This window comes from Curtobacterium sp. Csp1, from assembly GCF_013347185.1.
The window spans coordinates 2540246-2567204 of record NZ_CP054594.1 but is presented as its reverse complement, the minus strand read 5'-3'; the positions used below and the strand labels follow the sequence as shown (position 1 = coordinate 2567204).

Genomic DNA, 26959 nt, shown 5'->3' with positions numbered 1-26959 from the left:
CGACGGCGGGTGTCAGCCGAGGTGCGCGATCGCGATCCGCGCGGCCTCGGCGACGAGCGCGTCCGAGGGCTCGGCGTCCGCCGCGCCGTGCGCCGTCATCACGACGAGCACGATCGGGTCCCGTCCCGGCGGGGTCACGACCGCGACGTCGTTCCGCACGCCGTAGGACGCGGTCCCGGTCTTGTCCGCCACGGTCCAGGACGGGTCCACGCCGGCGCGGATCGTCGACGCCCCGGTCGTCGTGCCGAGCATCGAGTCGCGGAGCAGCGATCGGTCGTCGGCGTCGAGCGCGTCCCCGAGCAGCACGGCGCGGAGGTCCGCGGCGGACTGCGCCGGGGTCGTGGTGTCACGACGGTCCCCCGGAACGGCGGTGTTGAGGTCCGGTTCGGTGCGCGAGACGTCCGTCGTCGTGTCACCGAGGCCGCGCAGCCACCGCGTCTCCCCGGCGACGCCGCCGACCCGCTCGACGAGCAGGTTCGCCGCGGTGTTGTCGCTCTGCCGGATGGCCGCGTCGACGAGCTGCCGCACGGTCAGGCCGGTGTCGACGGCCGGGGTCGTCACCGGGGCGTGGGACAGCAGGTCGCCGCGGTCGTAGTGCACGACCTCGTCGAGGTCCGCCGGGGACGAGGCGGCGAGCACCGCGGCGGCGATCTGCACCTTGTTCGTCGAGGCGAAGGCGAACCGCTCGTCCGCGCGGTACCCGAGCGACCGGCCGGTGCCGGTGTCCACGGCGACGACCCCGACCCGGGCACCGTCCCGACGCTCGAGGTCCGCGAACGCCTGCCGGGTCGTGCCATCGATGATCGGCACCGTCGCCGTCGGCACGGTGGCGGTCGGCACGGCGGACGGTGTCGGGGTGGGTGCCGCAGCGGGCGTGGCGGACCCGGCCGGCGACCCCGACCCGCCCGGGCCCCCGCCCGCGGTGCACCCTGTCAGCAGCACCGCCGTCAGCGCCACCACCCCGACCGCCGCCGCCCGCACGCCGGCCTTCCGCACGCCCGTCGTCCGCGCGTCCGTCGTCCTCGTCGCTCCCACGCGTCGGAGCCTGCCGCATCCGACCCACGCAGTGCTGAGAACGACCGGGCTGCGGCTCAGGCCGGCCGGCTGAACAGGTTGACGAGGTTCCCCTCCGGGTCCCGGAACAGGGTCGAGCGGTTGCCCCACGGCATCGTCGTCGGCGGCAGCACGACCTCGCCGAGCACGCCGGACCCCTGCAGCCGGTCGAACGCCGCGTCGACGTCCGGGACCGAGAACTCCACGACGAGCCCCGGGTTCGGCCCGGGCACCGGCGCCCCCGCACCGAGCCCCGCGACGGTCTCCGGCGCCGCGAGCGCGAGCACGAGCCCGCCGGCACGGACCTCGGCGAAGACCGGCGCCGGTCGGTGTGCGGTGGTGCCGGTGACCGCCTCGTAGAAGGCGGTCGTGCCCGCCAGGTCGGCGGTGATGATCCTGATCGACGTGAACTCCACGCTGTCCTCTCCGGGCGGCCTGCGGTGACCGCCCGGCACCAGGTTCACGCAGCCCCGCGACAGCGTCCTGTCGGTGTTCCGCCGGATGCGCTCAGTCCGCGAGCACGGACCGGAGCACCCCGTGCGGGATGTCGAGCTCCTCGAACCGCACGGCCCGCCGTGGCACACGCTCGTCCGTCGGCTCGACCCCGAGCACCCGGTCGCCGCGGAAGGCGCGGACCCCGTCGCGCAGCCGGCACCACGCAACGAGGTACCAGTCCTCGCCCTTGCCGACGTACCCGAGTGGCTCGACCGCCCGGTCGGTCTCGTTCCCCTGCGCGTCCCGGTACCGCAGCCGGACGACCCGGCCGCCGGCCAGGGCGGGCAGGAGCGCGGTCGGTCCCGGCACCCGGTCACCGGTCTCGAGCAGGTGCACCCGTCGGGCGAGCGAGGCGCTGCGCCGTGCGTCGTCCTCCGCCAGCACCGCCCGCACCTTCTGCGCGGCACTGCGCGCGGCGTCGCGGAACGGGCTCGTCGCGAGGGCCCCGAGGCCGACGGCGACGGCGAGCGCCTCTTCTGCGGTCAGCCCGAGCGGCGGCAGCGTCGCGCGGGCGTCGAGCGTGTAGCCGCCGGTCCGGCCGGGTTCCGCCCAGATCGGCACGCCCGCCTCCTGCAGGGAGCGCAGGTCGCGCTCGACGGTCCGTGCGCTCACGCCGTACCGCGCAGCGAGCGTCCGCGCGCTCCGCAGCGCGGGCGCGGCCGCGCGCAGCTCCTCGACGAGCGCGTAGAGACGATCGGTGCGGTTCACGACGCGACCACAGTACGGCCTGGAGGCGCGTGGCGGGCCCGCCCCGTGCCTCCCGTCCGACCGCCGGTCCGACGTGCACCGCGCGCGACCCGCGCGCCGCCGTCCCGCTCGTCGTCTCAGGGTCGGGGGACGAAACTGGGCAAGCCCTCGGAGTCGTTGCACCGAGTGCATCGATGCACCTAGTGTTCACACCCGTGACCATCTCGACCGACCGCCGTGCCGCCCTCAAGGCGAAGCACCGTGCGGCGATCCTGCAGGCCGCACGCGACCTGGTCGACGAGCAGGGTGGACGCGGGTTCAGCGTCGACGACCTCGCCGCCCGGGCGGACATCGCCCGGCGCACCGTGTTCAACCACTTCGCCTCGTTGGACGAGGTCCTGCTCGCGGTGTGCGAGCAGGAACTGTCGGTGATCATCGACCGGTTCCTGGCGGACATGGCGCGCACGCCGATCGGCGACGGCAGCCGGGCCTCGATGTTCGACGAGCTCGAGTCCGCCGCGCGCGGTGCCGACCTCGCCCCCGCGATCGCCGGGATGTACAACATCCTGGGCGACCCCGGGAAAGAGGACTCGAAGGCCGCGGTGCTCACGCAGACCGCGTTCGGCCGGGTCACCGAGCGCCTGCGCGACGAGGTCGCAAGGCGGCACCCCGGCGCGGACGTCCTCGACACCGCCCTGCTCGTCGACTCCCTGATGAGCGGCATCGTCGTGATCGCCGAGCACTGGCTCGTCCACCACGGCCCCGAGCTCACCCCGGCGACCCTGCGCGCCTGGGACGAGCTGCTGAGCCGCCTCGTGCACAGCGTCCGCTCCGGCTACATGCCGGCGCACTGACACCTCCCTCCCCCGGGGTCCACCGGCGCACCCCGAACCGCAACAGCACCTGACACGAAAGGACGGAGCAGCCGCATGGCCGGTCTCCTCTACCGTCTCGGACGGTTCTCCGCACGACGGCACTGGCTGGTGATCATCGCCTGGATCGTCATCATGGGCATCGCCGGGCTCACCTTCAGCCTGTTCCAGGGGTCGATCTCGTCGTCGATCACGATCCCGAACACCAAGACGAGCCAGGTGCAGGACGAGCTCGCCGACAAGTTCCCGTCGGCGAACGGCGGCAACGGGACGATCGTGTTCCAGACCACCGACGGCAAGGCCTTCACGGACACCCAGAAGGCCGACGTGAAGTCGTTCCTGGACGGGTTGAAGGACCTCGACGGGGTCAAGGGCGTCCGCGACGGGTTCACGACGCAGGACCAGCTCGACGAGCAGCGCCAGAAGATCACCGACGGTCGGAAGCAGATCGAGGACGGCCGCGCGCAGATCGAGCAGCAGCAGGCGCAGCTGGCATCCGGCAAGCAGCAGATCGCCGCCGCGCAGCAGGAGCTCGACGCGAAGAAGAGCCAGGCCGAGGCCGCCGGCGGTGCCGCAGCAGCAGCCGCTCAGGCGCAGCTCGCCCAGGCGCAGGCGCAGATCGACGCCCAGCAGCAGCAAATCACCTCGGGCGAGCAGCAGATCCAGGCGGCGGAGCAGAAGCTGAACACGAGCGAGCAGGAGCTCGAGCAGGGCTCCGACCTGCTCGACCTGTCGAAGGACATCCGCTTCGTGTCGTCGAACGGCCAGTCGTCGATCGGCACCGTGCAGTTCACGAAGTCGACCTACGAGGTGCCGCAGGAGACCAAGCAGGCGATCTCGGACAAGGCCGGGTCGGCGAAGATCGACGGCGTCGCCGTGTACGTCTCGAACGACATCGCGCAGGGTGTGCCGTCCATCCTCGGCCCGGGTGAGATCGTCGGCGTCATCATCGCGGCGCTCGTGCTGTTCCTCATGCTCCGCACGGTCATCGGTGCCGCGATCCCGCTGCTCTCCGCCGTGCTCGGCGTCGGGGTCGCGACGCTCGCCTCGCTGTCCTTCTCGAGCCTGGTCGAGTTCATCTCGGTCACGCCCGTGCTGGGGGTGATGCTGGGCCTGGCGGTCGGCATCGACTACTCGTTGTTCATCCTGAACCGGCACCGGACACAGCTGAAGGCCGGCATGGACGTCCACGAGTCCATCGGGCTCGCGAACGGCACCTCCGGCAACGCCGTGGTGTTCGCCGGCACGACGGTCATCGTCGCCCTGCTCGCGCTGAACATCACCGGGATCCCGTTCCTCGGCCTGATGGGCACCGTCGGCGCGGTCGCGGTCCTGTTCGCCATCCTCATCGCGACCTCGTTCACCCCGGCGCTGCTCTCGCTGCTCGGCATGCGGATCCTGCGGAGGAAGGAGCGGCAGCGGATCGGCAACACGGGCTCGATCCGGGTGCCGAACAAGCCGATGTCGACCTGGCGCGCGGTCGTCACGCTCGTCGCCGGCGTCCTCGTGCTCGGCGTGGTCGCGATCCCGGCGACGCAGATGCGCCTCGGCCTGCCCTCGGGTGCGTCCGAGTCCGTCGACTCGAGCCAGTACAAGGCGTACAAGGCGCTCGACCGCGACTTCGGCGCCGGACAGAACGGCCCGCTGCTCGTCGTCGCCGACCTGCCGAAGTCGGTGTCGGAGGACGACGTCACCGCACGTGAGGTCACCATCGGCCAGGCGATCGCGAAGAACTCCGACGTGCAGGCCGTGCTGCCGATCGGCGCCTCGAAGGACCGCGACATCATCGCGTTCCAGGTGAAGCCCGCCGGCGGCCCGGACAGCATCTCGACCGAACGGCTCGTCACCGACCTGCGCGAGCAGACGGTGTCGACCGACGACGGCAAGGTCACCCTCGGCGTCGCGGGCAACGCCAGCGCGAACATCGACGTGTCCGAGAAGCTCTCGAACGTGCTGCCGCTGTACCTGGCGGTCGTCGTCGGCCTGTCGCTGATCATCCTGATCGTGGTGTTCCGGTCGTTCCTCGTGCCGATCACCGCGACGGCCGGGTTCATCCTGTCCGTGCTCGCCTCGTTCGGCGGCCTGACCGCGATCTACCAGTTCGGCTGGCTCGGCTCCGTGTTCGGCGTGCACGACCCGGCGCCGATCCTGAGCTTCCTGCCCATCATCGAGATCGGCATCCTGTTCGGCCTGGCGATGGACTACCAGCTCTTCCTGGTGTCCGGCATGCGGGAGGCCTACGCCCACGGAGCCTCGGCGAAGGTCGCGGTCCAGCGCGGGCTGCACGCCGGCCGCGCGGTGGTCACGGCCGCCGCGATCATCATGATCTCGGTGTTCGCGGGCTTCATCTTCTCGGACTCCTCCACGATCAAGCCGATCGGCTTCGGGCTCGCGTTCGGCGTGCTGATCGATGCCTTCGTGGTCCGGATGCTCCTCATCCCGGCGGTGATGCACCTGCTCGGGAAGAGCGCCTGGTGGATCCCGAAGTGGCTCGACCGGATCCTGCCGGACGTCGACGTCGAGGGCGCGAGCCTGGAGCGCTCGCACCCGACGGACGGCCGCGGACACGGCGACGCCGAGCACCGCGGGTCGCACGCGGCGGACGTCGCCCCGGACGCGAACCCGCACGAGGGACACACGCCGACGCACCGCGCGTAGGGCGCAGAGCCGCGCGTGGGTGACCGATCCGCGCGTGGGTGACCGATCCGCGCATGGGTGACCGATCCGCGCGAGGGAGGCAGGAAGTTCCGGCCCCCTTCGCGCGGTTCGTCATCCCACGTCGGCTGCGATGGGCTCGAACCTCGCCGACCGTTCGCGCACGAAGTACCGTGGACGCATGACCTCGACCGACGTCGACCCGCTCGCGCTCGACCGCCAACTCTGCTTCGCCCTCGCCGCGACGAGCCGGAGCGTGATCGGGCTCTACCGCGACCTGCTCGACCCGATGGGCCTGACGCACCCGCAGTACCTCGTGATGCTCGCCCTGTGGGAGCACGACCCCCGCTCGGTGCGCGAGATCGCCGGGGAGCTCCGCCTCGACTCGGCCACCCTCAGCCCGCTGCTCAAGCGGCTCGAGGCCTCCGGGTACGTCCGCCGGGCCCGGAGCACCGCCGACGAACGACAGCTCGAGGTGTCGCTCACCACCGCCGGCCGTGCCCTCCGGGAACAGGCGCGCGCGGTCCCCCTCGCCGTGGCGGACCGGCTGGGCTGGCCACTCGAACGGCTGGAACGCCTCAAGGACGACCTGACCGAGCTGCTCGGTCGGGTCGACACCCTCGACTGACGAACTCCTTCGTGCCACAATGGTTGGTGTACGAACGAAAGGACGGGCCGTGGGTCGCTTCGGCAGCTGGTACGACCGCTGGAACCGCACGCTCATCGAGAAGATGGGCCCGTCGCAGATCGGCGCCGGGCACGCCGAGGGCGTCGACGACCGCTCGGTGGACCGTCCGTGCCCGATCTGCCACCAGCCGCTGTCGCAGCACACGGTGATCCGCCCCGAGGGACAGGTCCGCTCGAGCAGGCTCGTGTGCCCCGGTCGCTGAGCATCTGCCGTGCCCGGGGAATTGCACCCGGCAACACGTGGTTCAACGGAGCCGTGAAGCTCTTCGAACCCGCCGACCTCGGCGCACTCCACCTCCGCAACCGCATCGTCATGGCACCCCTGACCCGGACGCGCGCCGGGGCCCATGGTGTCCCGAACGACCTCCTCGTCGAGCACTACGCCCAGCGCGCCTCGCTCGGCATGATCATCACCGAGGGCACCTGGCCCGTGCAGGAGGGCCGCTCCTACCCCGGCCAGCCCGGCATCGAGACCGACGAGCAGGTCGCCGGCTGGCGCCGCGTCGCCGACGCCGTCCACGAGCGCGGCGGCACCATCGTCATGCAGCTCATGCACGGCGGCCGTGTGTCGCACACCGACATCTCCGGCACCCCGCGCATCGTCGGCCCGTCCGCGATCGCCGCCCCGGGTCAGACGCACCTGGCCGACGGCTCGAAGGCCGACATGCCGGTCCCGCACGAGCTCACCACCGACGAGGTCCGCGAGGCCGTGCAGGGCTTCGTCCGCGCCGCCCGCAACGCGATCGCGGCGGGGCTCGACGGGGTCGAGGTGCACGGCGCCAACGGGTACCTGGTGCACGAGTTCCTCTCCCCCGTGTCGAACACCCGCACCGACGAGTACGGCGGCTCCCCGGAGAACCGCGCGCGCTTCGCCGTCGAGGTCACCGCGGCGGTCGCCGAGGCGATCGGCGCGGACCGCGTCGGCATCCGCCTGTCGCCGCAGCACAACATCCAGGGCGTGCTCGAGGAGGACGACGCCGACGCGCTGGCCACCTACACGGCGGTCGCCGAGGGCCTGGCGCCCCTCGGGCTCGCCTTCGTGGACGTCCTGAACGCGGAGCCGGGCAGCGAGCTCGTGCAGCACGTCCGCCGCACCGCGGGCGCGCCGTTCATCGCCAACTCGGGCTTCTCCTCCATGACCACCCGCGACGAGGCGATCACCCTGCTCGACGGTGGCCTCGCGGACGCCGTCGCCGTGGGCCGTGCCGCGATCGCGAACCCGGACCTCGCCGAGCGCTGGGAGCAGGACGCGGCGCTCAACGAGCCACGCCCGGAGCTCTTCTACGGCGCGACCGCCGAGGGGTACACGGACTACCCGACGCTGGCCGAGTCCCAGGAGCAGGCCGCGTAGTCGACGCGACCACAGCACAGGACGGGCGCGCCCCGCTCAGCGGCAACGCGAAGCGTTGCGCGGGGCGCGCCGACCGAGCCTGCGAGGGAGGACGGTGCCAGCCGGCACCGCGCCTCCCGTCCGTCTCCCGGTCGCTTCCGCCACCCGCCCTGCCGAACCGCGCGGAGGAGGACGATCCGCGCATCGGATGCTGATCCGCGCGTTGCAGGCCGGGAGGAACGACCGACCATGCGCGGTTCGGCTTCCTACGGCAGCTGCGATGGGACGGGACACTCGGAACCATCACGGTCCCGGTCCCGGTCCTCGCCGTCCCACAGGTCGGCGCACTCGACCCCGGTGACGCCGGCCCGCCGCAACCACGCACCCGCCCTCCGGTCCCCCGGGTCGGCCGTGACCGCGGCGAGCAGCGCTGCGCGGTGCGCCGGACCGACGAGCACCGGGTGACCCGGCCGCTCCCCGAACACCGCCCGCCGCAGGACGTGGCGGTCTGACCCCGGCCCGAGCACGCGCCGGACGACCGCGGCGGGCAGCGTCGGCAGGTCGACGAGGGTGACGCAGGAGGTGTCCTCGTCGCCGAGGGCACGCAGCCCCGCGGCGAGCGACGCCCCCGGCCCGGCCGCCCAGTCCTCGGTGACGACGACCCGAACGTCGGGAGCGGTCGGGACGTGCGGCCGTGCACGGTCGGCGGCGGCACCGAGCACCACGACGACCTCGGCGCAGCCGCCCGCGCGCAGGGCGTCCACCGCGAGCGTCGGCCACGGCACGCCGTCCGGGCTCCGCACGAGCGCCTTCGGCGTGCCCATCCGGGTGCCGGCACCCGCGGCGAGGACGACCCCGACCACGCGGCGCCGTTCCGGCACGGGGTCGCCGGTCACACGAAGGCGGGCACCGACGCCCACGCGGCCGGGGCCTCGGCGACCCCGTCCCGCGCGACCGTGCCGGAGATCAGGCCGTAGGGGCGGTCGGCGGCGAAGAACACCTCGCCCGGGTTCTCGAGGCCGAACGGCGCGAGGTCGACGAGGAAGTGGTGCTTGTTCGGCATCGAGAAGCGCACCTCGGCGATCTCCGGGAACGCCTCGATCGCGGAGCGGCCCATCGCGAACAGGGTCTGCTGGAGCGCGAGCGAGTGCAGGTCCGCGAAGGTCGCGAGCATCCGGTCGAGGACCCCGGCGTACAGGGCGTCGTAGTCGATGCCGGCGGCGACCGCCTCGGGCGTGTACCGCCAGCGGGCGGTCACCGAGGTCGCGAGGATCCGGTCGTCGGTCTCCGCCAGGGTCGTGTAGCCGTCGCGGGGGAAGCCGTGGAACTCGCTGCCGGTCGACTTCAGGACGGTCAGGTCGGTGACACCGGCGAGCACGTGCACGTCGTCGCCGTCGACCTGCACCACGGCGGTGCGGGTGCCCCGACCCGAGCGGACGAACGAGTGGTCGTGCTCCCGGCCGTCGACCGCGATGCGCTCCCAGGCGTGCTGCTCGGCGGACAGCGTCGAGCCGTCGTACCAGTCGAACGCCGTCGCGAAGTGCCGACCGAGGCGGAGCAGGAAGTCCTCGGGGGTGCCGACGCCGTGCTCCTTCGCGAAGGCGTAGACGGTGTTCTTCTGCGTGTCCGTGGCGACGACCTTCGCGTTGTCGCCCTCCGTGTAGGACTCGGCGAGCGCCGCGCCCCGCAGCTGCGTCGTGACGGTGAGGTCCTCGATCTCGTGCCGGTCGGTGTCGCGGGTCACCCGGACGAGTCGGACCTCGGCCTTGCCGTACTGGTTCGCGCCGAGGCGGACGGAGGTCGTGACGGGGGCTGCGGTGGCGGTGGTGTCCATGCGGCGACGATGACACCCGGTTGTTTCGGGGGTGCGTCGATCAGGTCACGGGTTCCGGCACCGGACGTGACCCGGGCGTCGCTGGCCCGTAACGACGCTGAAACACCGGTTCCCTAGCGTTGCCGCCACGAACCGATCCGACCCGAGGAGGCCCCGTGGCGCGCACGTCCGCACCCCGAGCGGCGTCCAGGTCTGCCCATGGGGCGTGGAACCGCGGCATGATCGCGCACGGTCGACGGCCGGCGGCGACACCCGACCCGTCGACCGTCACCCTGATCGGACCCCCTCATGGACCTCGTCTCCGTCCGCACCGTGCGGACACCGTCGCACCGCGACGACCTCGCGCTCGCCCCCGGTGAGCAGCCCCTCGCGGGCGGCACCTGGCTGTACTCCGAGGAGCAGCCGGGCACGACCGGCCTCGTCGACCTGACGGGCCTCGGCTGGCCGGACGCCGAGCGCACCCCGGACGGGCTGCGGCTCGGCGCGACGTGCACGCTCGCGGCGCTGCTGCGGCTGACCCCGGAGCCCAACTGGCGCGCCTGGCCGCTCGTCGACCGGTGTGTGAACGCCCTGCTCGCGTCCTTCAAGGTGTGGAACGCGGCGACCGTCGGCGGCAACGTCGCGACGGCGCTGCCGGCGGGCGCGGTGACGGCGCTGCTCGTCACGCTCGACGCGACGGCCGTGGTGTGGACGACGGACGGCGGGGAGCGCCGGGTGCCGGTCGCCGAGCTCGTGACGGGACCGCGCTCGACCACGCTCGCCCCGGGCGAGGTCGTCCGTGCGTTCGACGTGCCGGCCGCGGCGCTGCGCCAGGAGACCGGGTTCCGCCGGGTGTCGCTCAGCCCGCACGGCCGGACCGGGACGCTCGTCACCGCACGGTGGAGCAGCACCGACCGCGACGCCGACACCGGCACCGGTGCCGGCACAGCCACCGGTGCCGGCTTCGTCCTGGTCGTCACCGGCGGCGTCCCGCGCCCGCTCGTGCTGCGCTGGGACACCGTCCCGACTGCGGCCGCGGTGGACGCGGTCCTCGCCGGCCACGACGACTGGTACGACGACCCGCACGGCTCCCCCACCTGGCGACGCGGGGTCTCGCGCCGCTTCGCCGCGGAGCTCGTCGCCGAGGCCGGCGCGACCGGGCACAGCGGCAACCGTCGAGCCGGGGGCGCCCGATGAGGCTCACCGTCGACGGCACCGCCCTCGAGACCACCCCGCAGCCCGGCCAGGTCCTCCGCACCCTGCTCCGCGAGCACGGCGTGACCGCGGTGAAGAAGGGCTGCGACGCCGGTGACTGCGGTGCCTGCTCGGTCCTGCTCGACGGCGTCCCCGTGCACTCCTGCATCACGCCCGCCCACCGGCTCGAGGGCCGCACGGTCACCACCGCCGCTGGCCTCGGCACCGCCGCCGACCCGCACCCCGTGCAGCGCGCGTTCGCCGAGGCGCCCGGCTTCCAGTGCGGGTTCTGCACCGCCGGGTACGTCGTCACGGCGTCGACGCTCGACGACGACCAGCTGACCGACCGGCACCGGGCGCTCAAGGGGAACCTGTGCCGGTGCACGGGGTACCGCGCGATCGAGGACGCCCTCGACGGGGTCCGCAACACCGCCTGCGCCACGGCCGGGGACGCCGTGGGGACCTCGGTCGCGGCACCCGCGGCGATGCGCATCGTCACCGGCGACGAGGAGTACACGCTCGACGTCCGCCGGACCGAGGCGCTCCTGCACCTCGCGGTCCTCGGCAGCCCGCACCCGCACGCCCGCGTCACCGCGATCGACACGAGCGCCGCCGAGGCGCTCCCGGGCGTGCACGCCGTGCTCACCCACCGGGACGACCCCGGTGTGCTGTTCTCCACCGGGCGGCACGACTCCCGGCTCGACGACCCCGACGACACCCGCGTGTTCGACCCCGTCCTGCGGTTCCGCGGACAGCGCGTCGCGGCCGTCGTCGCGGAGAGCGTCCGGATCGCGGAACAGGCCTGCGCCCTGCTCCGGGTCACGTACGAGGTGCTGCCGAGCGTGCACGACGTCGACGCCGCGCGGCTCCCCGGTGCACCGCTGCTGCACGGCGACAAGACCACCGCCGAGCACCGCATCGCCGAGCCGGACCGGAACGTCGTCGCCGCCCTGCACGGTGGAACCGGGGACCTGGAGGGTGCCCTCGCCGCGTCCGCGGCGACGGTCGAGGGCACGTGGTCGACGGGTCGCGTCTCGCACGCGGCGCTCGAGACGCACGCGACCCGCGGATCGCTTGACCGGGACGGGAGGCTCGTGCTGCGGACCGCCACGCAGGTCCCGTTCCTGGTGCGGGACGAGATCGCGCACGTCTTCGGTCTCGACCCGGCCCGGGTGCGCGTGGTCGCCAAGCGCGTGGGCGGCGGGTTCGGCGGCAAGCAGGAGATGCTCACCGAGGACCTCGTGACGCTCGCGGTGCTCCGCACCGGACGGACCGTGCAGTACGAGTTCAGCCGACGCGACGAGTTCACGATCGCGCCGACGCGGCACCCGATGCGCGTGCGGGTGCGGTTGGGCGCCGACGTGGACGGCCGGCTCACCGCGATGCACGTCGACCAGACGATGGACACGGGTGCGTACGGCAACCACGGCGTCGGCGTGATGTTCCACTCGGTCAGCGAGTCGGTCGCCGTGTACCGCTGCCCGGTCAAGCGGGTCGACGCCGAGTCCGTCTACACGAACAACCTGCCGTCCGGGGCGTTCCGCGGGTACGGCCTCGGGCAGGTCGTCTTCGCGATCGAGTCGGCGATGGACGAGCTCGCGCGTCGCCTCGACCTGGACCCGTTCGAGCTGCGCCGCCGGAACGTCGTGGTGCCGGGGGACCCTCTCGTCGTCACCGACCCCGACGAACAGGACGACCTGCGCTGGGAGGGCAGCTACGGCCTCGACCAGTGCCTGGACCTGGTCGAGGACGCCCTCCGCGCACCCCTGCCCGAGGTCCCCGCGATGGACGGGCCCGTGCTCGACGACTCCGGCGACTGGGCACACGGCACCGGGATCGCCCTCGCGGCGATCGCCACGATGCCGCCCCGCGGGCACCACGCGCACGCGTCCGTCGAGGCCACGGCCGACGGCCGCTACCGGATCGGGGTCGGCACGGCGGAGTTCGGCAACGGGACCACGACCGTGCACACCCAGCTCGTCGCGACGGCGCTCGGCACCACGCCCGACCGGGTCGACGTGCACCAGTCCGACACCGACGCCGCCCGGTACGACACGGGTGCGTTCGGGTCGGCGGGGATGGTCGTCGCGGGCAAGGCGCTGTACGCCGCCGCGCTCGACCTGCACGAGCAGATGACCGGCAGGGCGCTCACGCTCGTCGCGGCCCGGACGCCACGCGCCGCCGTCGGACCGCTCGGCCCCGCGGTCGCCGTGCTGCCCGACGGGGTGCGGGTCGGCGACGAGCTCGTCGGGCACGCCGAACTGCTCGCCGAGGGACCGCTCGTCGCCCACGGCAGCCACGACGGCACCCCGCGCTCGCTGGCCTTCACGGTGCACGGCGCCCGGGTGGCGGTGCACCGGCCGACCGGTGAGGTCCGCGTGCTCCACAGCGTGCAGGCCGTCGACGCCGGCACGGTCCTGAACCCCGAGCAGCTGCGCGGACAGGTCGAGGGTGGTGCCGCGCAGGCCATCGGCTCGACGCTGTACGAGGAGGTCGTGCTCGACGACGACGGTCGGGTGACGACCGACGCGTTCCGCTCCTACCGGGTGCCGAAGATCTCCGACGTGCCGCGCACCGATGTCCGGTTCGCCGTCACCTCGGACCCGCTCGGACCGCTCGGCGCGAAGTCCATGAGCGAGGCGCCGTACAACCCCGTCGCGCCGGCGGTCGCGAACGCCGTGCGGGACGCCCTCGGCGTCCGGCCGTACCGCCTGCCGATGACGCGTGACCGGGTCTGGGCGCTCCTCCAGGACGCGGCCGTGGACCGGACCGACGCCGGGGGTGCGTAGTGTTCGAACTGGCACCGCGCCTCCTGGCCGTGCTCGACGGCGGCGACCCCGTCGTCGTCGCGACGGCCGTCGCGATGTCGGGCAGCGCGCCCAGCGGGGTGGGGACGTCGATGGCCGTCCTGCCGGGCGGCCAGGTCGTCGGGACGATCTCGGGGGGCTGCGTCGAGGGGGCGCTGTTCGTGACGGCCGAGCAGGTGCTCGCGGACGGCGTGCCCGTACTGGAGCGCTTCGGCTTCGACGACGACCCGGACGATCCCGACGCGGTGTGGGCGCCGGCGCTCCGCTGCGGGGGCCGGGTCGAGGTCCTGGTGCGCCGGATCGTCCCCAGCGACCCCGTCGTGGACGTCCTGCGACGGGCGGCGTCGGGCGTGCCGACGTCGCTCACGGTCTCGCTCGAGCCCGACACGCTCGGTGCGGTCGTCACCGCGCCGGACGGGTGCCGCGGCCGGGTGTTCGTCGAGCGCGCCGACGCCCGGCCGCGGTGCATCGTCGTCGGGGCCGTGGAGTCCGCCGTCGCCGTGACGAACGCGGCGGCGGTGCTCGGGCACGCCGTGACCGTGGTCGACCCGCGGCCGGTGTTCCTGACCGACGAGCGCTTCCCCGCCGCGGACGAGCGCATCGTGGGGTGGCCGACGCGAGTGCTCGAGGGGCTGCCGATCGACGCGTCGACGGTGGTCGTGGTGCTCTCGCACGACGACCGGTTCGACGCCGCGGTGATCGACCTCGCGCTCCGCCGCGGTGCCGGGTACGTGGGGGCGATGGGCTCCCGTGCGACGCACGAACGGCGGACGGCGGAGCTGCGCGCGCTCGGGACGCCGGACCTCGGGCGGCTGCGGTCCCCGATCGGGCTCGACATCGGCGCGGAGACCCCGGCCGAGATGGCGGTCGCGATCATGGCCGAGGTGATCGCCGTGCGTCGGGGTGCTCCGGGTGGGGCGCTCGCCGGCGGGGCGGGGCCGATCCACCGGCGGGCGGTGGCGGCGGGCTGAGCGGTGGGACGGGGCCGGTCTCGGGCGTGCCTGGTCGTTCCGGGCGTACCTGGTCGGACGTCCCGCCCAGGTACGCCCGGTCCCGCTCTCCGTCCCGCCCGCTCTGGCGAGCGCCCGCGGGCGTCAGTCGTCGCGCACGTACCCGGTGTCGGGGTCGATCTCCGCGAGGAAGGAACGGAGGTCGCTGCGCATCCGCTCGTCGTCCGCGCACAGCCGGAGGTTCGTGGCAGCGAGCTCGTCGGGCGCTGGTCCCGGGGCGGAGGACGAGAGCGTCCCGCCGAAGCCGTAGCCGGGGTTCGGCCCGGTCAGCCACGTGACCTGCGTGCTGCTGCCCCGCACGCTGACGAGGAAGCGCTCGCCGTCGACCTCGAGCTCCCACTCCGCCGGCACCGAGCGCGAGCCGTCGGGCCAGGTCGTCCGCCCACCGTCGTGCCAGCCGAAGGGTCCGGCGAGCACGGTGAGCCGGGCGTGCTCCCGCGGGTCGGACAGCTGCCATCCGTAGTTCGTGGGGACGACGTGGCTCACACCGTCGACGTCGAGACGCTCCCGGCTGTCGCCGAGGCCGTCCGTGTGGACCTCCTCGTCCGTCCAGACCAGGAACTGGCTCACCCAGTCGTCGGCGTCCTCCGGTGGTGCGAACAGCCACCACTGGGGCGCACCGGTCGAGGGCAGGCGGACCTCGAGCCGAGCCGAGGGAGCTCCCGAGTGCGAGAAGGTCACGCCGAGGACACCGCCCTCGGCCCGGACGTCGGAGCACCGGTAGCCGTCCCGTGGCGGAGCGGCCCGGAGCGCGGCGACGATCGCCTGGTCGGTCAGCACGCTCCGATCCTGCCAGGGCGGTCGCGGCGGCGGCGGGCTGCGGGGGCGCGGGGCGTCGCCGTCCCGCCGAGACGCCTCCGAGCGCGCGAGGCGCCGCCGAATCCGGGGGCGTCTCGCACACCTGGAGGCGTCTCGTGCATCCCGGGTGTCCCGCATCCGGGCGCGTGACGGCCCGCCGCCGTCACACCGGCGTGCGCGCCAGGCGCTCCGCGAGCCGCGCCGCGATCTCGCGCTCGTCCCCCGTCACGAGCCGGTGGTCCCGGACGACCACGCGCCCGCCGACGACCACGTGCTTCGGCCGCCGCCCCGGGGACGCCCAGAGCAGCCCGCCGACCGGGTCGGCAACGCCTGCGTCCGCGACGCCCGAGACGTCCCACACGCACAGGTCGCCCGCGGAGCCCGCACCGAGGTGCCCGAGCTCCGGGCGTCCGAGTCCCGCCGCCGACCCCTCGGTCATCATCCCGAGCACCTGCCGTGCCGGGAGCTGCTGCCCGACGAGCGCCGACACCTGCATTGCCAGCCGGCCGTCGGCGAGCAGGTGCCCCGCGTCGTTGCTCCCGCCTCCGCTCGTCCCGAGGCCCACCGGGATCCCCGCGTCGGCGAGCGCCGCGACCGGGGCGATCCCCCACCCCATCGGCACGTCGCACCCCGGCGCGTGCGTCGCGCTCACCCCGGCGTCCGCGAGCCGGGCGACCTCGTCGGCGGTGACGTCGCACAGGTGCGCGATCGTCACGTCCGGTGCGAGCCACCCCCACTCCTCGAGCAGGTCGAGCGGCCGCCGCCCGTACCGCTCGAGGGCGATGGCGGTGTCAACCTGCTCGTTCGCCTGGGTCCGCCGGCGCAACCCGTGCTGCGCCGCGACCTCGCCGAGCGCCCGGAAGGTCGCCTCACCGTCCGAGTGCACCCCGGCCGGCCCCACCGCGACCTGGAGCCGTCCGTCCGGATCCACCCCGCCGACGGCGCGCTCGTGCAGCAGCCGCCCGGCGATCGCGTCCGCCGACGCGGCGGCATGCTCCGGGTCGTCGCGTGCCGACCCCCGGACGAACACGAGCCGTCCGCCGAGCCCGCGGACGGCGTCGACCGTCGCGCCCGCAAGCACCACGGTGTCGTCGGTGGTCGCGTCCGCGGGCCAGTTCAGGTGGTGGTCGGCGATCGTCGTGACGCCGAACAGGAGGCCCTCCGCGGCTCCGGCGGACGCGGCCAGTCCGTACAGCTCGGGATCGTGCCCCGCCCGGGCGTACGCCGCGGCCATCGTCGGGAGCCAGTCCGCCATCGGGACACCGCGCGTGCCCGGCAGCGTCCGGAACGCGGTCTGCAGCAGGTGGTGGTGGGCGTTGACGAGGCCGGACGTCACGACGCATCCGGACGCGTCGAGCGTGGTCTCGAGGTCGCTGCCGTCGTCGACGACGACGTCACCGTCCCGTTCGGTGCGGGGGTCGACGAGGACACGGCGGGCACCGGTGACGGTCAGCATGCGACGGTTCTAGCAGCCGCCTGTTTCCGGGGCGTGACGGCGGATGCCTCGGGGGTGCCTGTGTACGCTCGCACCAGGTCGGATGGGGGTGGACGACGTGGGTGGTCTCGGGTCGGACGGTGTCGTGGCGCGGTCGATGCTCGGCATCCTCTCGAAGCGCATCGGCGCGGCGGTGGTCGTGGCCCTGACGATGTCGCTGTCGACTGCTTGTGCAGGAGGAGAACCCGTGGAGTCCGGCGCATCCCTGCACCGCGGCGTCTCGTCGGACGCCGCGAGACGGTCGGTCACCGACGTGGTGGACCGCACCGCGGCGATCGTCGACGGGGACTGGAAGGTCCTCAGCGGGCCGCGACTCGGTCTGTGCCCGGGCTCCGACGGGTCCGGCGATGCCGAGGACCCGGGCGGTGTCACGTGGGTGTACATCGCGCAGCGGCCCGGCTCGGACGACCCGGAGGACGATCTCCGCAGGGTCGAGGCGTTCTGGCAGCGCCTCGGTATCACGACGAAGCGGTACCGCAGCGGTGGCGACGACCCGGACCTCGGGGTGTCCGGACGGGGCGGTCCGGTCACCAGCATCGACTTCCTCTCGTCGGCCGAGGGGGGCTACAGCATCGACGGTGGGTCACCGTGCGCGGACGGCGACTTCGGCGAACTCGCCACGGGCACGCCCTCGCCGGCCCCCTGACCCGTCGCCCATCCCGTCCGCAACTGCTCGGCAGCGGTCGCGAAGGACGTGGCGATGTCCGGGTCGGGGTCGAACAGGTTCTGGATCCGCAACCCGTCGAAGAGCGCCAGGAGCTGGTGCGCCCCGCGGACCGGGTCGGTGGTCGACGGTTCCCGTCCGGTCGCGACGTCGTGCGCCAACGCCTGCTGGATCGAGGATCGGAACGCGCGGTAGCTCACCAGGAACGCCTCACCGGCCGCCTCGCCCGGGTCGGCAGCGGGGGCGAGTGCGGAGACGATGAGGCGGTCGAGTGCCGGGTCAGCCGAGAACGCCACCACGAGCGCACGCAGCCACGGCACCGTCCCCTCGGTCGCGGCGAGCGGGGCGAGCGGCGTCGTCACCTGCTCGAGCCACGTCGCGAGCGTCGCAGCGAGCAGGTGCGGCGTGGTCGGGAAGTGCGCCGTCACCGTCTCCTCGGACACGCCGGACCGCTCGGCGACGAGGCCGGACGTGCAGCGAGACGGCCCCACGTCCCGCAGGACGCCGATCGCCCCCTGCAGCACGCGAGTGCGGACCGGCTCGCTCGACCGACGGGTCGAGAGCTGCTCGGGCGGGGTCCTGCGGAACCACTCCAGCAGGGCGTGTGCCCGCGAGGTCTCGGCTGCGGGGTCCGCCGGTCGTTCCGGGTCGAACAGGTCCACGTAGCCCGGGGTCGCGTGCACCGCGGGGTCGTCGGTCCGGAACGCGATCGTCCAGTCGTCGAACGACCGCTCCTCGACCGGGTCGTCGAGGAGGACCTGCACGTCGACGTTCGCCGGGTCGGCGGCCACCTCGTGCACGCGCTGCCGGACGATGTCGGCGGGGCCCTCGACGATCCCGAGCACGTTCGCGTCGTGCAGTGCGAGCACCCCCGTGATGCCGAGCTCGGCGTTCCTCGCCCGCTCGACGGAGACGAGGTGAGCGAGGTCGTCGTGACTCAGTCGGCCGGTGCGTGCGGTCGTGAAGACGAGGCAGCGGAGGGTCATCGGTCGGCTCCGTCAGGATCGGTCGTGGCTGCTGCGGTGGCGGGGTCCACGTCACGTCGGACCGCGAGCACCGTGAGGTCGTCGCCCACGACTGCGGGCACGTCGTCGAGGAACGCCCGGAGCGTGTCGTCGAGCGCGGGCGCGTCGACGAGCCGCCGGGCGAGCGCGGTCAGGGTCTCGAAGTCGGCGTCGGGGAGCTCGAGGATCCCGTCGGACGCGACGAGCAGCACGTCGCCCGGCCCGAGCGCGTCGTGCCGCGGCAACCGCGGGAAGCCCCGGGGCTGCAGCCCGATCGGCAGGTCGGCGGACGGGATGCGCCGGGTCGAGCCGTCCGTGCGGGCGATCGCGGCGAACCCGTGGCCGGCGTCGACGAACTCGAGTGCGCCGTCGGCCAGGCGGAGTCGGGCGTGGAAGAGCGTGGCGAACGCCGAGGCCCGCTCCAACCGGCCCCGCACGGCACCCTCCGCCCCCTCCACCGCGACGCCGGGGGTCTCGCGGACCAGGGCGTCGAGCGCGCCGAGCAGGTGGGCGGCCAGCAAGCCCGCCGGGACGCCCTTGCCCATCACGTCGCCGACCGTGACCACCAGGCTGCGGCCGTCCGGGGCCGTCGCACACTGTGCGAGGTCGCCGGACACCCCCGCAGCGGCCCGGGCGACGTGTGCCGCAGACCACCCCGTGCCCGCGCGACCGTCCGGCAGCAGCGCAGCCTGCACGGTCCGGAGACGCGAGGCCTGGTCGAGCCCGGCGTCCTCGTCGTCGTAGACGTCCTGCAGTGAGACCACACCGCAATGTACCGCTCCGCCGTTCCGACGGGGCACCCGGCACGCTCCGGGAAACCCCGCGGTGACACCCACGAAACACGCGCACCCTAGGTTCGCCCCATGTCACAGACCCTGATCCGCGCCGGCTGGGTGCTGACCGCAGCACCGGACGACGCCGCCACCCCCGCCGCGATCCGCGACGGCGCCGTCCTGCTCGACGGGGACCGCATCGCCGCCGTGGGCACCTTCGCGGAACTGTCCGCCGCCCACCCGGACGCCCCGGTCCGCGGGGGCGCGTACGACGTCGTGACCCCGGGGTTCGTGAACACGCACGGGCACTTCAGCGAGGGGCTCATCACCGGCATCGGCTCGCAGTACACCCTGTGGGAGTGGCTCACGGCGCTGATCGGCCGCGTCAACCCGGTGATGACCCGCGAGAAGGCCTACGCCGGCACCGTGCTGCAGGGCATCCAGCTGCTCCGGAGCGGTGTCACGACCGCGAACGACATGTTCTGCGCGGACCCGATGCCCGACGAGCCGGCGACCCCCGGGGTCGTCGCGGCGCTCGAGGACCTGGGCCTGCGCGGCGTGGTGTCGTTCGGCTCCGGGGACGTCGACCGGGACTTCGGTGCGACGCCGATCCTCGAGGAGTTCGAGGCCCTGCGCGAGGCCGCCGACGCCAGCCGGTACAGCACGTTCCGGGTCGGGGTGTCGTCGATCGGGCGGTACACCGACGACACCTGGCAGGAGCACGTCGACTACGCGGTCGCCGGTGGCCACGGCGTGCACGTGCACTTCCACGAGGTCCGCGAGGAGGTCACCTCAGCCCGGCAGCGCACCGGCCGCACGGCCATCGGGCACGCCGAGGCCACGGGCATGTTCCAGGTGCCGGTGATCGCGGCGCACAGCGTCTGGGTCGACCGGGAGGACCGCGAGCGCTACGCGTCGAACGGCGTCGGCGTCGCCCACAACCCGGTCGCGAACGGCATCCTGGCGAGCGGCATCGCCCCGGTCGCGGAGCTCCGGGCCCTCGGCGTCCCGGTCGGCATCGGCGTGGACGGGCCGGCGTCGAACGACTCGCAGGACTTCCTGCAGGCGATGAAGACGGCGGCGCTCCTGGCGCGCGTCCGGGACCTGCAGGCCACGGCCATGAGTGCGCGCGAGGCGTTCGAGATGGGGACCATCGGCGGCGCCCGCGCGCTGCGGATGGACGCCGAGATCGGCTCGCTCGAGCCGGGCAAGCGCGCCGACCTGGTCGTGTTCGACGGCGACTCCCCCACGCTGGCGAACGTGCACGACCCGTACCAGGCGGTCGTCTTCGTCGCCGGCAGCCGTGAGGTCCGCGACGTCTGGGTCGACGGCGAGCTGAGCGTCGCCGACCACGACGTCACACGGGTGGACGTGCGCGAGGCGGTCGCCCGCGCCCGCCCCCTCGCCCGTCAGCTGGTCGCCGAGGCGGGGCTGGAGCGCCTCTCGGCGCTCACCGGCGGCGCACTCGACGACACCGAGCGTCCGTAGGGGCGGTCCCCGACCCGGGTCGGGGACGCGGACGGACGGGAGGCGGTGCGCACGTCGTGCGCACCGCCTCCCGTCCGTCCGTCCCCGGCCCCGGCCCCGTCAGAGTTCCAGGACCAGGCGCGGACAGCCGCGCCGCGCGCGCGAGACGCAGACCATCATGCTGCGGTCGTCGGCCTGCTCCTCGGGACTGAGGACGGTGTCGCGGTGCTCCACCGCACCCTCGAGCACCGGGGTCTCGCACGTGCCGCACGTGCCCTCGCGGCAGGAGGACAGCACGAACGCGCCGGCCTCCTCGGCGACCTCGAGCAGGGTCCGGTCGGCGGGGACCGTGACGGTGACGCCGGTGACCGCGAGCTCGACCTCGAACGGCTCGCCGGGGGCGTCCACGTCGGCGGCCGGCTCGAAGCGCTCGACCCGGAAGCTGCCGGCCGGCCAGTGCGCGGCCGCGGCCTCGACCGCGTCCATGAGGCCGCGAGGGCCGCAGCAGTACACGACGGCGTCGCGCGGCTCGGCGAGGAGCCCGACCACGTCGAGCCGCGGGTGCTCGTCGGCGACCGCGAGGGCGACCCGGTCGGGGTGCGCCGCGACGAGGTCGTCGACGAAGGCCATCCGGTCGCGGGTGCGCCCGGCGTAGTGGAGCTCCCACGGCGTCCCGGCACGCTCCGCGGCGGCGATCATCGCGGTGATCGGGGTGATCCCGATGCCGCCGGCGACGAAGACCGCGGGGCGGGACGGGTCGAAGCCGAAGTGGTTGCGGGGACCGGCGACCGCGACCTCGGTGCCGACCGCCAGGCCGTCGTGCACGGCCGCCGAGCCGCCGCGCCCGTCCGGTTCCCGGAGCACCGCGATCCGCCAGTGCCCCTCGGGGGTCGTGCCGACCAGGGAGTACTGCCGCTCCGTGCCCGGCGCGACCTCGAGGTCGACGTGCGCGCCCGGCTCCCAGTCCGGCAGCGCGGGGTCGTCGAGGGGCGCGAGGTCGAGCGCGACGACGTCGGTCGCGACCGTCCGGCGGGCGGCGACGCGCAGCCGCCGGCGCTCGGGCGCCCCGGTCACGCGACCACTCCGGCGCGCGGGGTCTCCTTGACCACGATCATGTGGAAGCGGCTGCCGTCCGCGCTGCACCACCGGTGGCCGGTGCCGCCGCGGTAGTAGGCGGAGTCGCCCGGCCCCAGGCGGAGCGGCTCCTGTCCGCGGAGGTCGAGCAGGACGTCGCCGGCGAGCACGGTGAGGAACTCGTCCTCGCGGTGCTCGAAGTACTCGCCGAGGTCGGTGTTGTCCCCGGTCCACTCGAGCGGTTCGAAGGCGTGCGGTCCGGCGTGCACGAGCAGCCGCGCTTCGCCGCTCGAGAACGGCCCGCGGGCGCCCTCCCCCGCCCGGATCACCTCGGGGGCGCGGTCGTCCTGCTCCGGGCGCTCGGGGGCGCCGGCGGCGAGCAGTTCGACCTGGGTGGTGCCGAGCGCGGCGGCGATCTTCTCGAGCGACACCATGCTCGCGCGGGAGTGTCCGCGTTCGACCTGGCTGAGGAACGGGTGGGACAGGCCGGTGGTCTCGGCCACCTGCACGAGCGTCAACCGGGCGGCGCGACGACGTGCGCGGATGTGCTCGCCGATGCGCTGCGTCTGCTCGTCGACGACGCGGTCGTTCTCGGTGGGGGTCGCGGTGCTCACGCGGACTCCTCTCGGTGTCGTTCCGGGTCTGAGCGGGTGTCACACACGGCAACCGCCGTGAAACGAGGGGGAAACACACCCGCCCTAGCATCGGAGATGTTGATGCGATCAACATTCTCACACAACCCGGGAGGCCGCCATGGACTCGTCAGCACCGCGTCCGGTCGACCTGCTGCGCGGGGCGCTGCTGCCCGACGGACGGCTCGTCGACGTCGCGATCTCGGGTGACACCGTGACCGAGGTCGCCCCGGCCGGCACGCTCCGCGGCTCGGTCGACGGCACGCTCGACCTCGCCGGACGACTGCTCCTGACCGCCCCGGCGGAGCCGCACGCGCACCTCGACAAGGCCCTGAGCGCCGACGCGATCCGCCCGCCGCTCGGCGACCTCGGTGCCGCGATCGCGTCCTGGTCCGCCCACGCCACGACCACGACCGTCGACGAGATCGCCGACCGCGCCCGCACCGCAGCGCTGACCATGCTCGCCGCCGGCACCACCGCGGTCCGCAGCCACGTCGACGTCCTGAGCGGTCGCCGCAGTGCCGACGACGCCCCGGCCCCCGTCGAGTCCGCCGTGCGCGGTGCGCAGGCCCTCGTGCGGGTCCGTGACGAGCTCGCCGGGCTGATGGACCTCGAGCTCGTGGCCCTGGCCGGACCGCTCGCCCCCGACCACCACGTCGAGGCCGTGCTGGCGTGCGGCGTCGACCTGGTCGGCGGCGCCCCGCACCTGGCCGAGGACCCGCTCGCCGACGTCGACCGGCTGCTGGCCCTGGCCGACCGGCACGGGGTCGGCGTCGACCTGCACACCGACGAGAACCTCGACGGACCGGTCACGCTCGACCACTTCGCCCGCGCCGTCAGTGCTCGCCGTGATCCGGGCACGGACGGCCGCACCTGGACCGCCGGGCACTGCGTCCGGCTCGGCACCCTCGGGCCCGAGCGCCGCGCGGAGGTCGTCGCCGACGTCGCCGCGGCGGACCTCGGCATCGTCACGCTGCCGATCACGAACCTGTACCTGCAGGGCTGGCAGCACCCGGTGTCCACGCCCCGCGGGCTCACCGCGATCCAGGCGCTCACGGCGGCCGGCGTCCGCGTGGCCGCCGGCGCCGACAACGTCCGCGACCCGTTCAACCCGGTCGGCCGCAGCGACGCACTCGAGACCGCGTCCCTGCTCGTGACGGCCGGCCACGTGACGCCGGACCAGGCGTACGCGATGGTGAGCGACACCGCCAGGAGCGTGATGGGCCTCCCGGCCGCCGGTCCCGTCCCCGGACGGCGAGCCGACCTGCTCGCGATCGCCGCGACCAGCGTCACCGACGCCGTCGCGAACGCCCCGGCCGACCGCATCGTCCTGTCCCGCGGGCGGCTCGTCGCCCGCACCGAGGTGCGCACCACCGTCGCCGCGACCGCGGCGCCCGTGCCCGCCTGACCCCGACACCCCCGACCCGATCCGCACACCCACCGAGGACCCGAGGTGACCGTGACCACCACCGCCCCACCGCCCGTCACCGCGACGGACACCCTGCTCGACTTCCGCGACGTCGAGATGACCTTCCCGAACGGGACCGTCGCCCTGCAGGGCGTCGACCTGACCGTCGACCGCGGACAGTTCGTGTCCGTCGTCGGCCCCTCCGGCTGCGGCAAGTCGACCCTGCTCCGCATCGCCTCCGGGCTCGAGTCCGCGTCGCACGGCACCGCCGGGGTCGCGACCGACCGGATCGGCTACGTGTTCCAGGACGCCACCCTGCTTCCATGGCGCTCGGTGCAGGGCAACGTCGAGCTGCTCGCCGAGCTCGGCCACGTCCCGAAGGCCGAGCGAGCCGCCGGGGCCGCGCGCGCCATCGACCTCGTCGGGCTGACCGGCTTCGAGACGAACCTGCCGAAGCAGCTCTCCGGCGGCATGCGGATGCGCGTCTCGCTCGCCCGGTCGCTGACGCTCGACCCGGAGCTGTTCCTGTTCGACGAGCCGTTCGGCGCCCTCGACGAGATCACCCGCGAGCGCCTCAACGACGAACTCCTGCGCCTGTTCGTCGAGCAGCGCTTCGCCGGCCTGTTCATCACGCACTCGGTGTCCGAGGCCGTGTACCTGTCCACCGAGGTCATCGTGATGTCCGGCCGTCCGGGCAGCATCGTCGGCCGGTTCGAGGTGCCGTTCCCGATGCCCCGCGACCCCGACATCCGCTTCACCCCCGAGTTCGCCGAACTGGTCGGCGAGGTCTCGCACGCACTCCGGGAAGGACACCGCTGATGGTCACCCTGCAGGAGGTCTCCGAGGCCCGGGCCGTCCGGACCGCCGCGCGCCGCACCGCCGGCCGTCCCCGTCGTGCCGTCACGTGGTGGCCGCCGCTCGTCGTCCTCGCCGTGCTCGTCGGCATCTGGTACGCGGCGGCGGCGTACTACGACCACGTCCGCGGGCTCGCCTTCCTGGTGCCGTACCCGCACCTCGTGCTCAAGGCGATCGTCGCGCCGACGATGCCGGACGGGTCGCCCTCCACCTTCGGCACCGACCTGTGGTCCGCCCTCGGCCGCACCACCGTGGTGTCGCTCGTCGGACTCGCCTTCGCGATCGTGATCGGCGTCGCCTGGGCGATGGCGATGGCGCAGGCGAAGTGGCTCGAGCGCTCGCTCTACCCGTACGCCGTCGTGCTGCAGTGCGTGCCGATCCTGGCGCTCGTGCCGCTCATCGGCGCCCTGTTCGGCTACGAGTTCGCCAGCCGGGTCATCGTCACCGTGATGATCGCCCTGTTCCCGATGGTGTCGAACACCCTGTTCGGCCTGCAGTCCGCGGACCGGGCGCAGCGCGAGCTGTTCCGGCTGCAGCGGGCGAGCCGGTTCGCCCGGCTCGTGAAGCTGCAGTTCCCCGCCGCCCTGCCGTCGATCTTCGTCGGCCTGCGCACCTCGGCCGGCCTGAGCGTCATCGGCGCGATCGTCGGCGACCAGTTCTTCCAGCGCGGCAACCCCGGCCTCGGCGTCCTCATCCAGGTCACCGCCTCGCGCCTGATGGGTGCGGAGCTCTACGCGACGATCATCATCGCCTCGCTCTACGGCGTCGCCGTCTTCCTCGTGTTCGGACTCGTCGGCCGCCTGGCCGTCGGGCGCTGGCACGACTTCAGCTGACCGGCCCGCCGGTCCCGCTCCACCCCCACAGCACACCCGTCCCCCACCACCCCTCCCCGCACCACCCCTTCCCGACAGCACCACGAGACCCGCACCACGAACGGAGCCTCCATGCGCACCACCACCCGACTCGGCGTCGCGACCGCCGCCCTCGCCGCGACCGCGCTCGCCCTCACCGGATGTGCCGCCGGCTCGTCCTCCGGATCGAGCACGACCGCCGCGACCGCGCAGTCCGCCTCCGGCCCGAAGGTCGACCTGTCCGGGGTCTGCCCCGCGACCGTCGTCGTCCAGACCGACTGGAACCCCGAGGGCGAGCACGGCCACCTGTACCAGATGCTCGGGCCGGACCCGCAGATCGACGCCTCGGGCAAGACCGTCACCGGCGACCTGTACGCCAACGGCAAGAGCACGGGCGTCAAGCTCGAGATCCGCGCCGGCGGCCCCGCGATCGGCTACTCGAAGGTCTCGTCGCAGATGTACCAGGACAAGTCGATCACCCTCGGTTACGTCTCCACCGACGAGGCCGTGCAGTTCTCCGGCAACCTGCCGACCACGTCCGTCTTCGCCGAGAACGACACGTCCCCGATGGCGATCATGTGGGACCCGAAGACCTACCCGAAGGTCGACAGCATCGCGAGCCTCGGCAAGGCCCTGGCGAAGGACGGCGGTGTCGTCCGCTACTTCAACGGCGCCGCGTACATGACCTACCTCGAGCAGTCCGGCACCCTGCCGAAGAGCGTCCTCGACGGCAGCTACGACGGCACCCCGTCGAAGTTCGTGTCGGCCGGCGGCAAGGACGCGCAGCAGGGCTTCGCGACCGCCGAGCCGTACATCTACCAGAACCAGGTCGCGGCCTGGGGCAAGAAGGTCGACTACGCGCTCATCTCGAGCACCGGGTGGAACCCCTACCCCGAGGCGATGTCCGTGCGCAGCGGCGACCTGACGAAGCTCACCCCGTGCCTGCAGAAGCTCGTCCCCGTGATGCAGCAGGCCGACGTCGACTACCTGAAGGCACCCCAGGCGACGAACGACCTGATCACGAAGCTCGTGCAGCAGTACAACAACGGCTGGACGTACGACTCGAAGGTCGGTGCGTTCGCCGCCGCGCAGATGGTGAAGCTCGGCATCGCGAAGGACACCGACGGGTACATCGGTTCCGTCGACGACCAGCGCATGCAGGACTTCATCGAGAAGGCGAAGCCCGTCTTCGCCGGCTCCGGCGACGTGAAGAGCGACCTCAAGGCCTCGGACCTGTACACGAACGAGTTCCTCGACAAGCAGATCGGGCTCGGCAAGTGACCCGGGTCGGCTGAGCCGACCCACCACCGGACGGGAGGCGCGGGGCACGCCCGC

Annotated in this window: 25 protein-coding genes; 14 read left to right on the top strand and 11 right to left on the bottom strand. The window is 73.7% G+C overall.

The features are described from left to right. Positions 1 to 12: 12 nt before the first annotated feature. The 3 genes from bla to HUN58_RS12285 all read right to left on the bottom strand — a co-directional run bounded on the left by bla (position 13) and on the right by HUN58_RS12285 (position 2256). Positions 13 to 1035, bottom strand: a complete 1023-nt coding sequence (bla, locus tag HUN58_RS12295; protein WP_254631476.1) for a class A beta-lactamase — start codon at positions 1033 to 1035, stop codon at positions 13 to 15. 56 nt (positions 1036 to 1091) lie between these two features. Then, complete coding sequence (locus tag HUN58_RS12290) at positions 1092 to 1469, bottom strand: VOC family protein (protein WP_058740547.1); 378 nt, start codon at positions 1467 to 1469, stop codon at positions 1092 to 1094. 91 nt (positions 1470 to 1560) lie between these two features. Beyond that, the gene (locus HUN58_RS12285; RefSeq protein ID WP_180225655.1) at positions 1561 to 2256 is read right to left on the bottom strand and encodes a YafY family protein; all 696 of its coding nucleotides are present in this window, start codon (positions 2254 to 2256) and stop codon (positions 1561 to 1563) included. Positions 2257 to 2450: 194 nt separating this feature from the next. Here HUN58_RS12285 and HUN58_RS12280 point away from each other — a divergent pair, with 194 nt between their 5' ends. The 5 genes from HUN58_RS12280 (at position 2451) to HUN58_RS12260 (ending at position 7800) form a co-directional block, all read left to right on the top strand. Next, positions 2451 to 3089, top strand: coding sequence for a TetR/AcrR family transcriptional regulator (locus HUN58_RS12280; RefSeq protein WP_180225654.1), 639 nt, complete (start codon positions 2451 to 2453; stop codon positions 3087 to 3089). A gap of 75 nt (positions 3090 to 3164) precedes the next feature. Continuing rightward, positions 3165 to 5765 carry an MMPL family transporter gene (locus HUN58_RS12275; protein ID WP_180225653.1) on the top strand — a complete coding sequence of 867 codons (2601 nt, stop codon included), beginning with the start codon at positions 3165 to 3167 and terminating at the stop codon, positions 5763 to 5765. 178 nt (positions 5766 to 5943) lie between these two features. After that, a complete protein-coding gene (locus HUN58_RS12270) occupies positions 5944 to 6390 on the top strand; it encodes a MarR family winged helix-turn-helix transcriptional regulator (protein ID WP_180225652.1) in 447 nt (148 codons plus the stop codon). A 49-nt stretch (positions 6391 to 6439) separates the two neighbouring features. Next, a complete protein-coding gene (locus HUN58_RS12265) occupies positions 6440 to 6652 on the top strand; it encodes a hypothetical protein (protein WP_180225651.1) in 213 nt (70 codons plus the stop codon). Between the two features lie 53 nt (positions 6653 to 6705). Further along, entirely contained in the window at positions 6706 to 7800 is a 1095-nt protein-coding gene (locus HUN58_RS12260) for an alkene reductase (protein WP_114850450.1), read from the top strand. 245 nt (positions 7801 to 8045) lie between these two features. Here the strand turns inward: HUN58_RS12260 and HUN58_RS12255 are convergent, their stop codons facing one another. Together HUN58_RS12255 and pucL are read right to left on the bottom strand one after the other, a co-directional pair. Further along, positions 8046 to 8660, bottom strand: coding sequence for an NTP transferase domain-containing protein (locus tag HUN58_RS12255; protein WP_180225650.1), 615 nt, complete (start codon positions 8658 to 8660; stop codon positions 8046 to 8048). 11 nt (positions 8661 to 8671) lie between these two features. Beyond that, a complete protein-coding gene (gene pucL / locus HUN58_RS12250; RefSeq protein WP_114850451.1) occupies positions 8672 to 9613 on the bottom strand; it encodes a factor-independent urate hydroxylase in 942 nt (313 codons plus the stop codon). A gap of 288 nt (positions 9614 to 9901) precedes the next feature. Between pucL and HUN58_RS12245 the strand changes: the two genes are divergently transcribed. Genes HUN58_RS12245 through HUN58_RS12235 form a run of 3 tightly spaced genes read left to right on the top strand, consistent with a single transcriptional unit; the run spans position 9902 to position 14564 of the window. Then, positions 9902 to 10789, top strand: coding sequence for a xanthine dehydrogenase family protein subunit M (locus HUN58_RS12245; protein WP_180225649.1), 888 nt, complete (start codon positions 9902 to 9904; stop codon positions 10787 to 10789). Beyond that, on the top strand, positions 10786 to 13575 hold the full coding sequence (locus HUN58_RS12240) for a molybdopterin cofactor-binding domain-containing protein (RefSeq protein WP_180225648.1): 2790 nt from the start codon (positions 10786 to 10788) through the stop codon (positions 13573 to 13575). The genes HUN58_RS12245 and HUN58_RS12240 overlap by 4 nt, the downstream gene beginning before the upstream one ends. Next, positions 13575 to 14564 carry an XdhC family protein gene (locus tag HUN58_RS12235; RefSeq protein ID WP_208745536.1) on the top strand — a complete coding sequence of 330 codons (990 nt, stop codon included), beginning with the start codon at positions 13575 to 13577 and terminating at the stop codon, positions 14562 to 14564. Before HUN58_RS12240 ends, HUN58_RS12235 begins: the two co-directional genes overlap by 1 nt. 123 nt (positions 14565 to 14687) lie before the next feature. Here the strand turns inward: HUN58_RS12235 and HUN58_RS20585 are convergent, their stop codons facing one another. Both HUN58_RS20585 and HUN58_RS12225 read right to left on the bottom strand, forming a co-directional pair. Continuing rightward, a complete protein-coding gene (locus tag HUN58_RS20585) occupies positions 14688 to 15383 on the bottom strand; it encodes a hypothetical protein (RefSeq protein WP_229666974.1) in 696 nt (231 codons plus the stop codon). Between the two features lie 181 nt (positions 15384 to 15564). Continuing rightward, positions 15565 to 16857, bottom strand: coding sequence for an amidohydrolase family protein (locus HUN58_RS12225; RefSeq protein ID WP_208745535.1), 1293 nt, complete (start codon positions 16855 to 16857; stop codon positions 15565 to 15567). Between the two features lie 82 nt (positions 16858 to 16939). On the opposite strand from HUN58_RS12225, the gene HUN58_RS12220 reads away from it, so the two are divergent. Further along, positions 16940 to 17542 (top strand): hypothetical protein, encoded by a 603-nt coding sequence (locus tag HUN58_RS12220; RefSeq protein ID WP_208745534.1) that lies wholly within the window; start codon positions 16940 to 16942, stop codon positions 17540 to 17542. Here HUN58_RS12220 and HUN58_RS12215 read toward each other — a convergent pair. After that, positions 17461 to 18546 (bottom strand): BLUF domain-containing protein, encoded by a 1086-nt coding sequence (locus HUN58_RS12215; RefSeq protein WP_114850458.1) that lies wholly within the window; start codon positions 18544 to 18546, stop codon positions 17461 to 17463. The two genes, HUN58_RS12220 and HUN58_RS12215, sit on opposite strands and share 82 nt — an antisense overlap. Then, on the bottom strand, positions 18543 to 19328 hold the full coding sequence (locus HUN58_RS12210) for a PP2C family protein-serine/threonine phosphatase (protein WP_114850459.1): 786 nt from the start codon (positions 19326 to 19328) through the stop codon (positions 18543 to 18545). The genes HUN58_RS12215 and HUN58_RS12210 overlap by 4 nt, the downstream gene beginning before the upstream one ends. 99 nt (positions 19329 to 19427) lie before the next feature. Between HUN58_RS12210 and HUN58_RS12205 the strand changes: the two genes are divergently transcribed. Then, positions 19428 to 20825 carry an amidohydrolase family protein gene (locus tag HUN58_RS12205; RefSeq protein WP_114850460.1) on the top strand — a complete coding sequence of 466 codons (1398 nt, stop codon included), beginning with the start codon at positions 19428 to 19430 and terminating at the stop codon, positions 20823 to 20825. A gap of 99 nt (positions 20826 to 20924) precedes the next feature. On the opposite strand, the gene HUN58_RS12200 is transcribed toward HUN58_RS12205, so the two are convergent. After that, the gene (locus HUN58_RS12200) at positions 20925 to 21878 is read right to left on the bottom strand and encodes a PDR/VanB family oxidoreductase (RefSeq protein ID WP_114850461.1); all 954 of its coding nucleotides are present in this window, start codon (positions 21876 to 21878) and stop codon (positions 20925 to 20927) included. Continuing rightward, positions 21875 to 22492: a helix-turn-helix domain-containing protein gene (locus tag HUN58_RS12195; RefSeq protein ID WP_141862490.1), complete on the bottom strand. Its 618-nt coding sequence runs from the start codon at positions 22490 to 22492 to the stop codon at positions 21875 to 21877. The genes HUN58_RS12200 and HUN58_RS12195 overlap by 4 nt, the downstream gene beginning before the upstream one ends. A gap of 139 nt (positions 22493 to 22631) precedes the next feature. Here HUN58_RS12195 and HUN58_RS12190 point away from each other — a divergent pair, with 139 nt between their 5' ends. From HUN58_RS12190 to HUN58_RS12175, 4 genes are all read left to right on the top strand, one after another. Then, the gene (locus tag HUN58_RS12190) at positions 22632 to 23918 is read left to right on the top strand and encodes an amidohydrolase family protein (RefSeq protein WP_180225647.1); all 1287 of its coding nucleotides are present in this window, start codon (positions 22632 to 22634) and stop codon (positions 23916 to 23918) included. A 51-nt stretch (positions 23919 to 23969) separates the two neighbouring features. Further along, a complete protein-coding gene (locus HUN58_RS12185; protein WP_254631475.1) occupies positions 23970 to 24737 on the top strand; it encodes an ABC transporter ATP-binding protein in 768 nt (255 codons plus the stop codon). Beyond that, the gene (locus HUN58_RS12180; RefSeq protein ID WP_141862492.1) at positions 24737 to 25606 is read left to right on the top strand and encodes an ABC transporter permease; all 870 of its coding nucleotides are present in this window, start codon (positions 24737 to 24739) and stop codon (positions 25604 to 25606) included. The genes HUN58_RS12185 and HUN58_RS12180 overlap by 1 nt, the downstream gene beginning before the upstream one ends. A 111-nt stretch (positions 25607 to 25717) precedes the next feature. Next, on the top strand, positions 25718 to 26905 hold the full coding sequence (locus HUN58_RS12175) for a hypothetical protein (RefSeq protein WP_058743376.1): 1188 nt from the start codon (positions 25718 to 25720) through the stop codon (positions 26903 to 26905). The last annotated feature ends 54 nt before the right edge of the window (positions 26906 to 26959 follow it).

What these genes read in the sequence shown, in the direction of transcription:
- HUN58_RS12275 (WP_180225653.1), top strand. Translation starts at nt 3,165, where the DNA reads ATGGCCGGTCTCCTCTACCGTCTCGGACGGTTCTCCGCACGACGGCAC.
- HUN58_RS12270 (WP_180225652.1), top strand. Translation starts at nt 5,944, where the DNA reads ATGACCTCGACCGACGTCGACCCGCTCGCGCTCGACCGCCAACTCTGC.
- pucL (WP_114850451.1), bottom strand. Translation starts at nt 9,613, where the DNA reads ATGGACACCACCGCCACCGCAGCCCCCGTCACGACCTCCGTCCGCCTC.
- HUN58_RS12245 (WP_180225649.1), top strand. Translation starts at nt 9,902, where the DNA reads ATGGACCTCGTCTCCGTCCGCACCGTGCGGACACCGTCGCACCGCGAC.
- HUN58_RS12240 (WP_180225648.1), top strand. Translation starts at nt 10,786, where the DNA reads ATGAGGCTCACCGTCGACGGCACCGCCCTCGAGACCACCCCGCAGCCC.
- HUN58_RS12225 (WP_208745535.1), bottom strand. Translation starts at nt 16,857, where the DNA reads ATGCTGACCGTCACCGGTGCCCGCCGTGTCCTCGTCGACCCCCGCACC.
- HUN58_RS12220 (WP_208745534.1), top strand. Translation starts at nt 16,940, where the DNA reads ATGGGGGTGGACGACGTGGGTGGTCTCGGGTCGGACGGTGTCGTGGCG.
- HUN58_RS12215 (WP_114850458.1), bottom strand. Translation starts at nt 18,546, where the DNA reads ATGACCCTCCGCTGCCTCGTCTTCACGACCGCACGCACCGGCCGACTG.
- HUN58_RS12205 (WP_114850460.1), top strand. Translation starts at nt 19,428, where the DNA reads ATGTCACAGACCCTGATCCGCGCCGGCTGGGTGCTGACCGCAGCACCG.
- HUN58_RS12190 (WP_180225647.1), top strand. Translation starts at nt 22,632, where the DNA reads ATGGACTCGTCAGCACCGCGTCCGGTCGACCTGCTGCGCGGGGCGCTG.
- HUN58_RS12180 (WP_141862492.1), top strand. Translation starts at nt 24,737, where the DNA reads ATGGTCACCCTGCAGGAGGTCTCCGAGGCCCGGGCCGTCCGGACCGCC.
- HUN58_RS12175 (WP_058743376.1), top strand. Translation starts at nt 25,718, where the DNA reads ATGCGCACCACCACCCGACTCGGCGTCGCGACCGCCGCCCTCGCCGCG.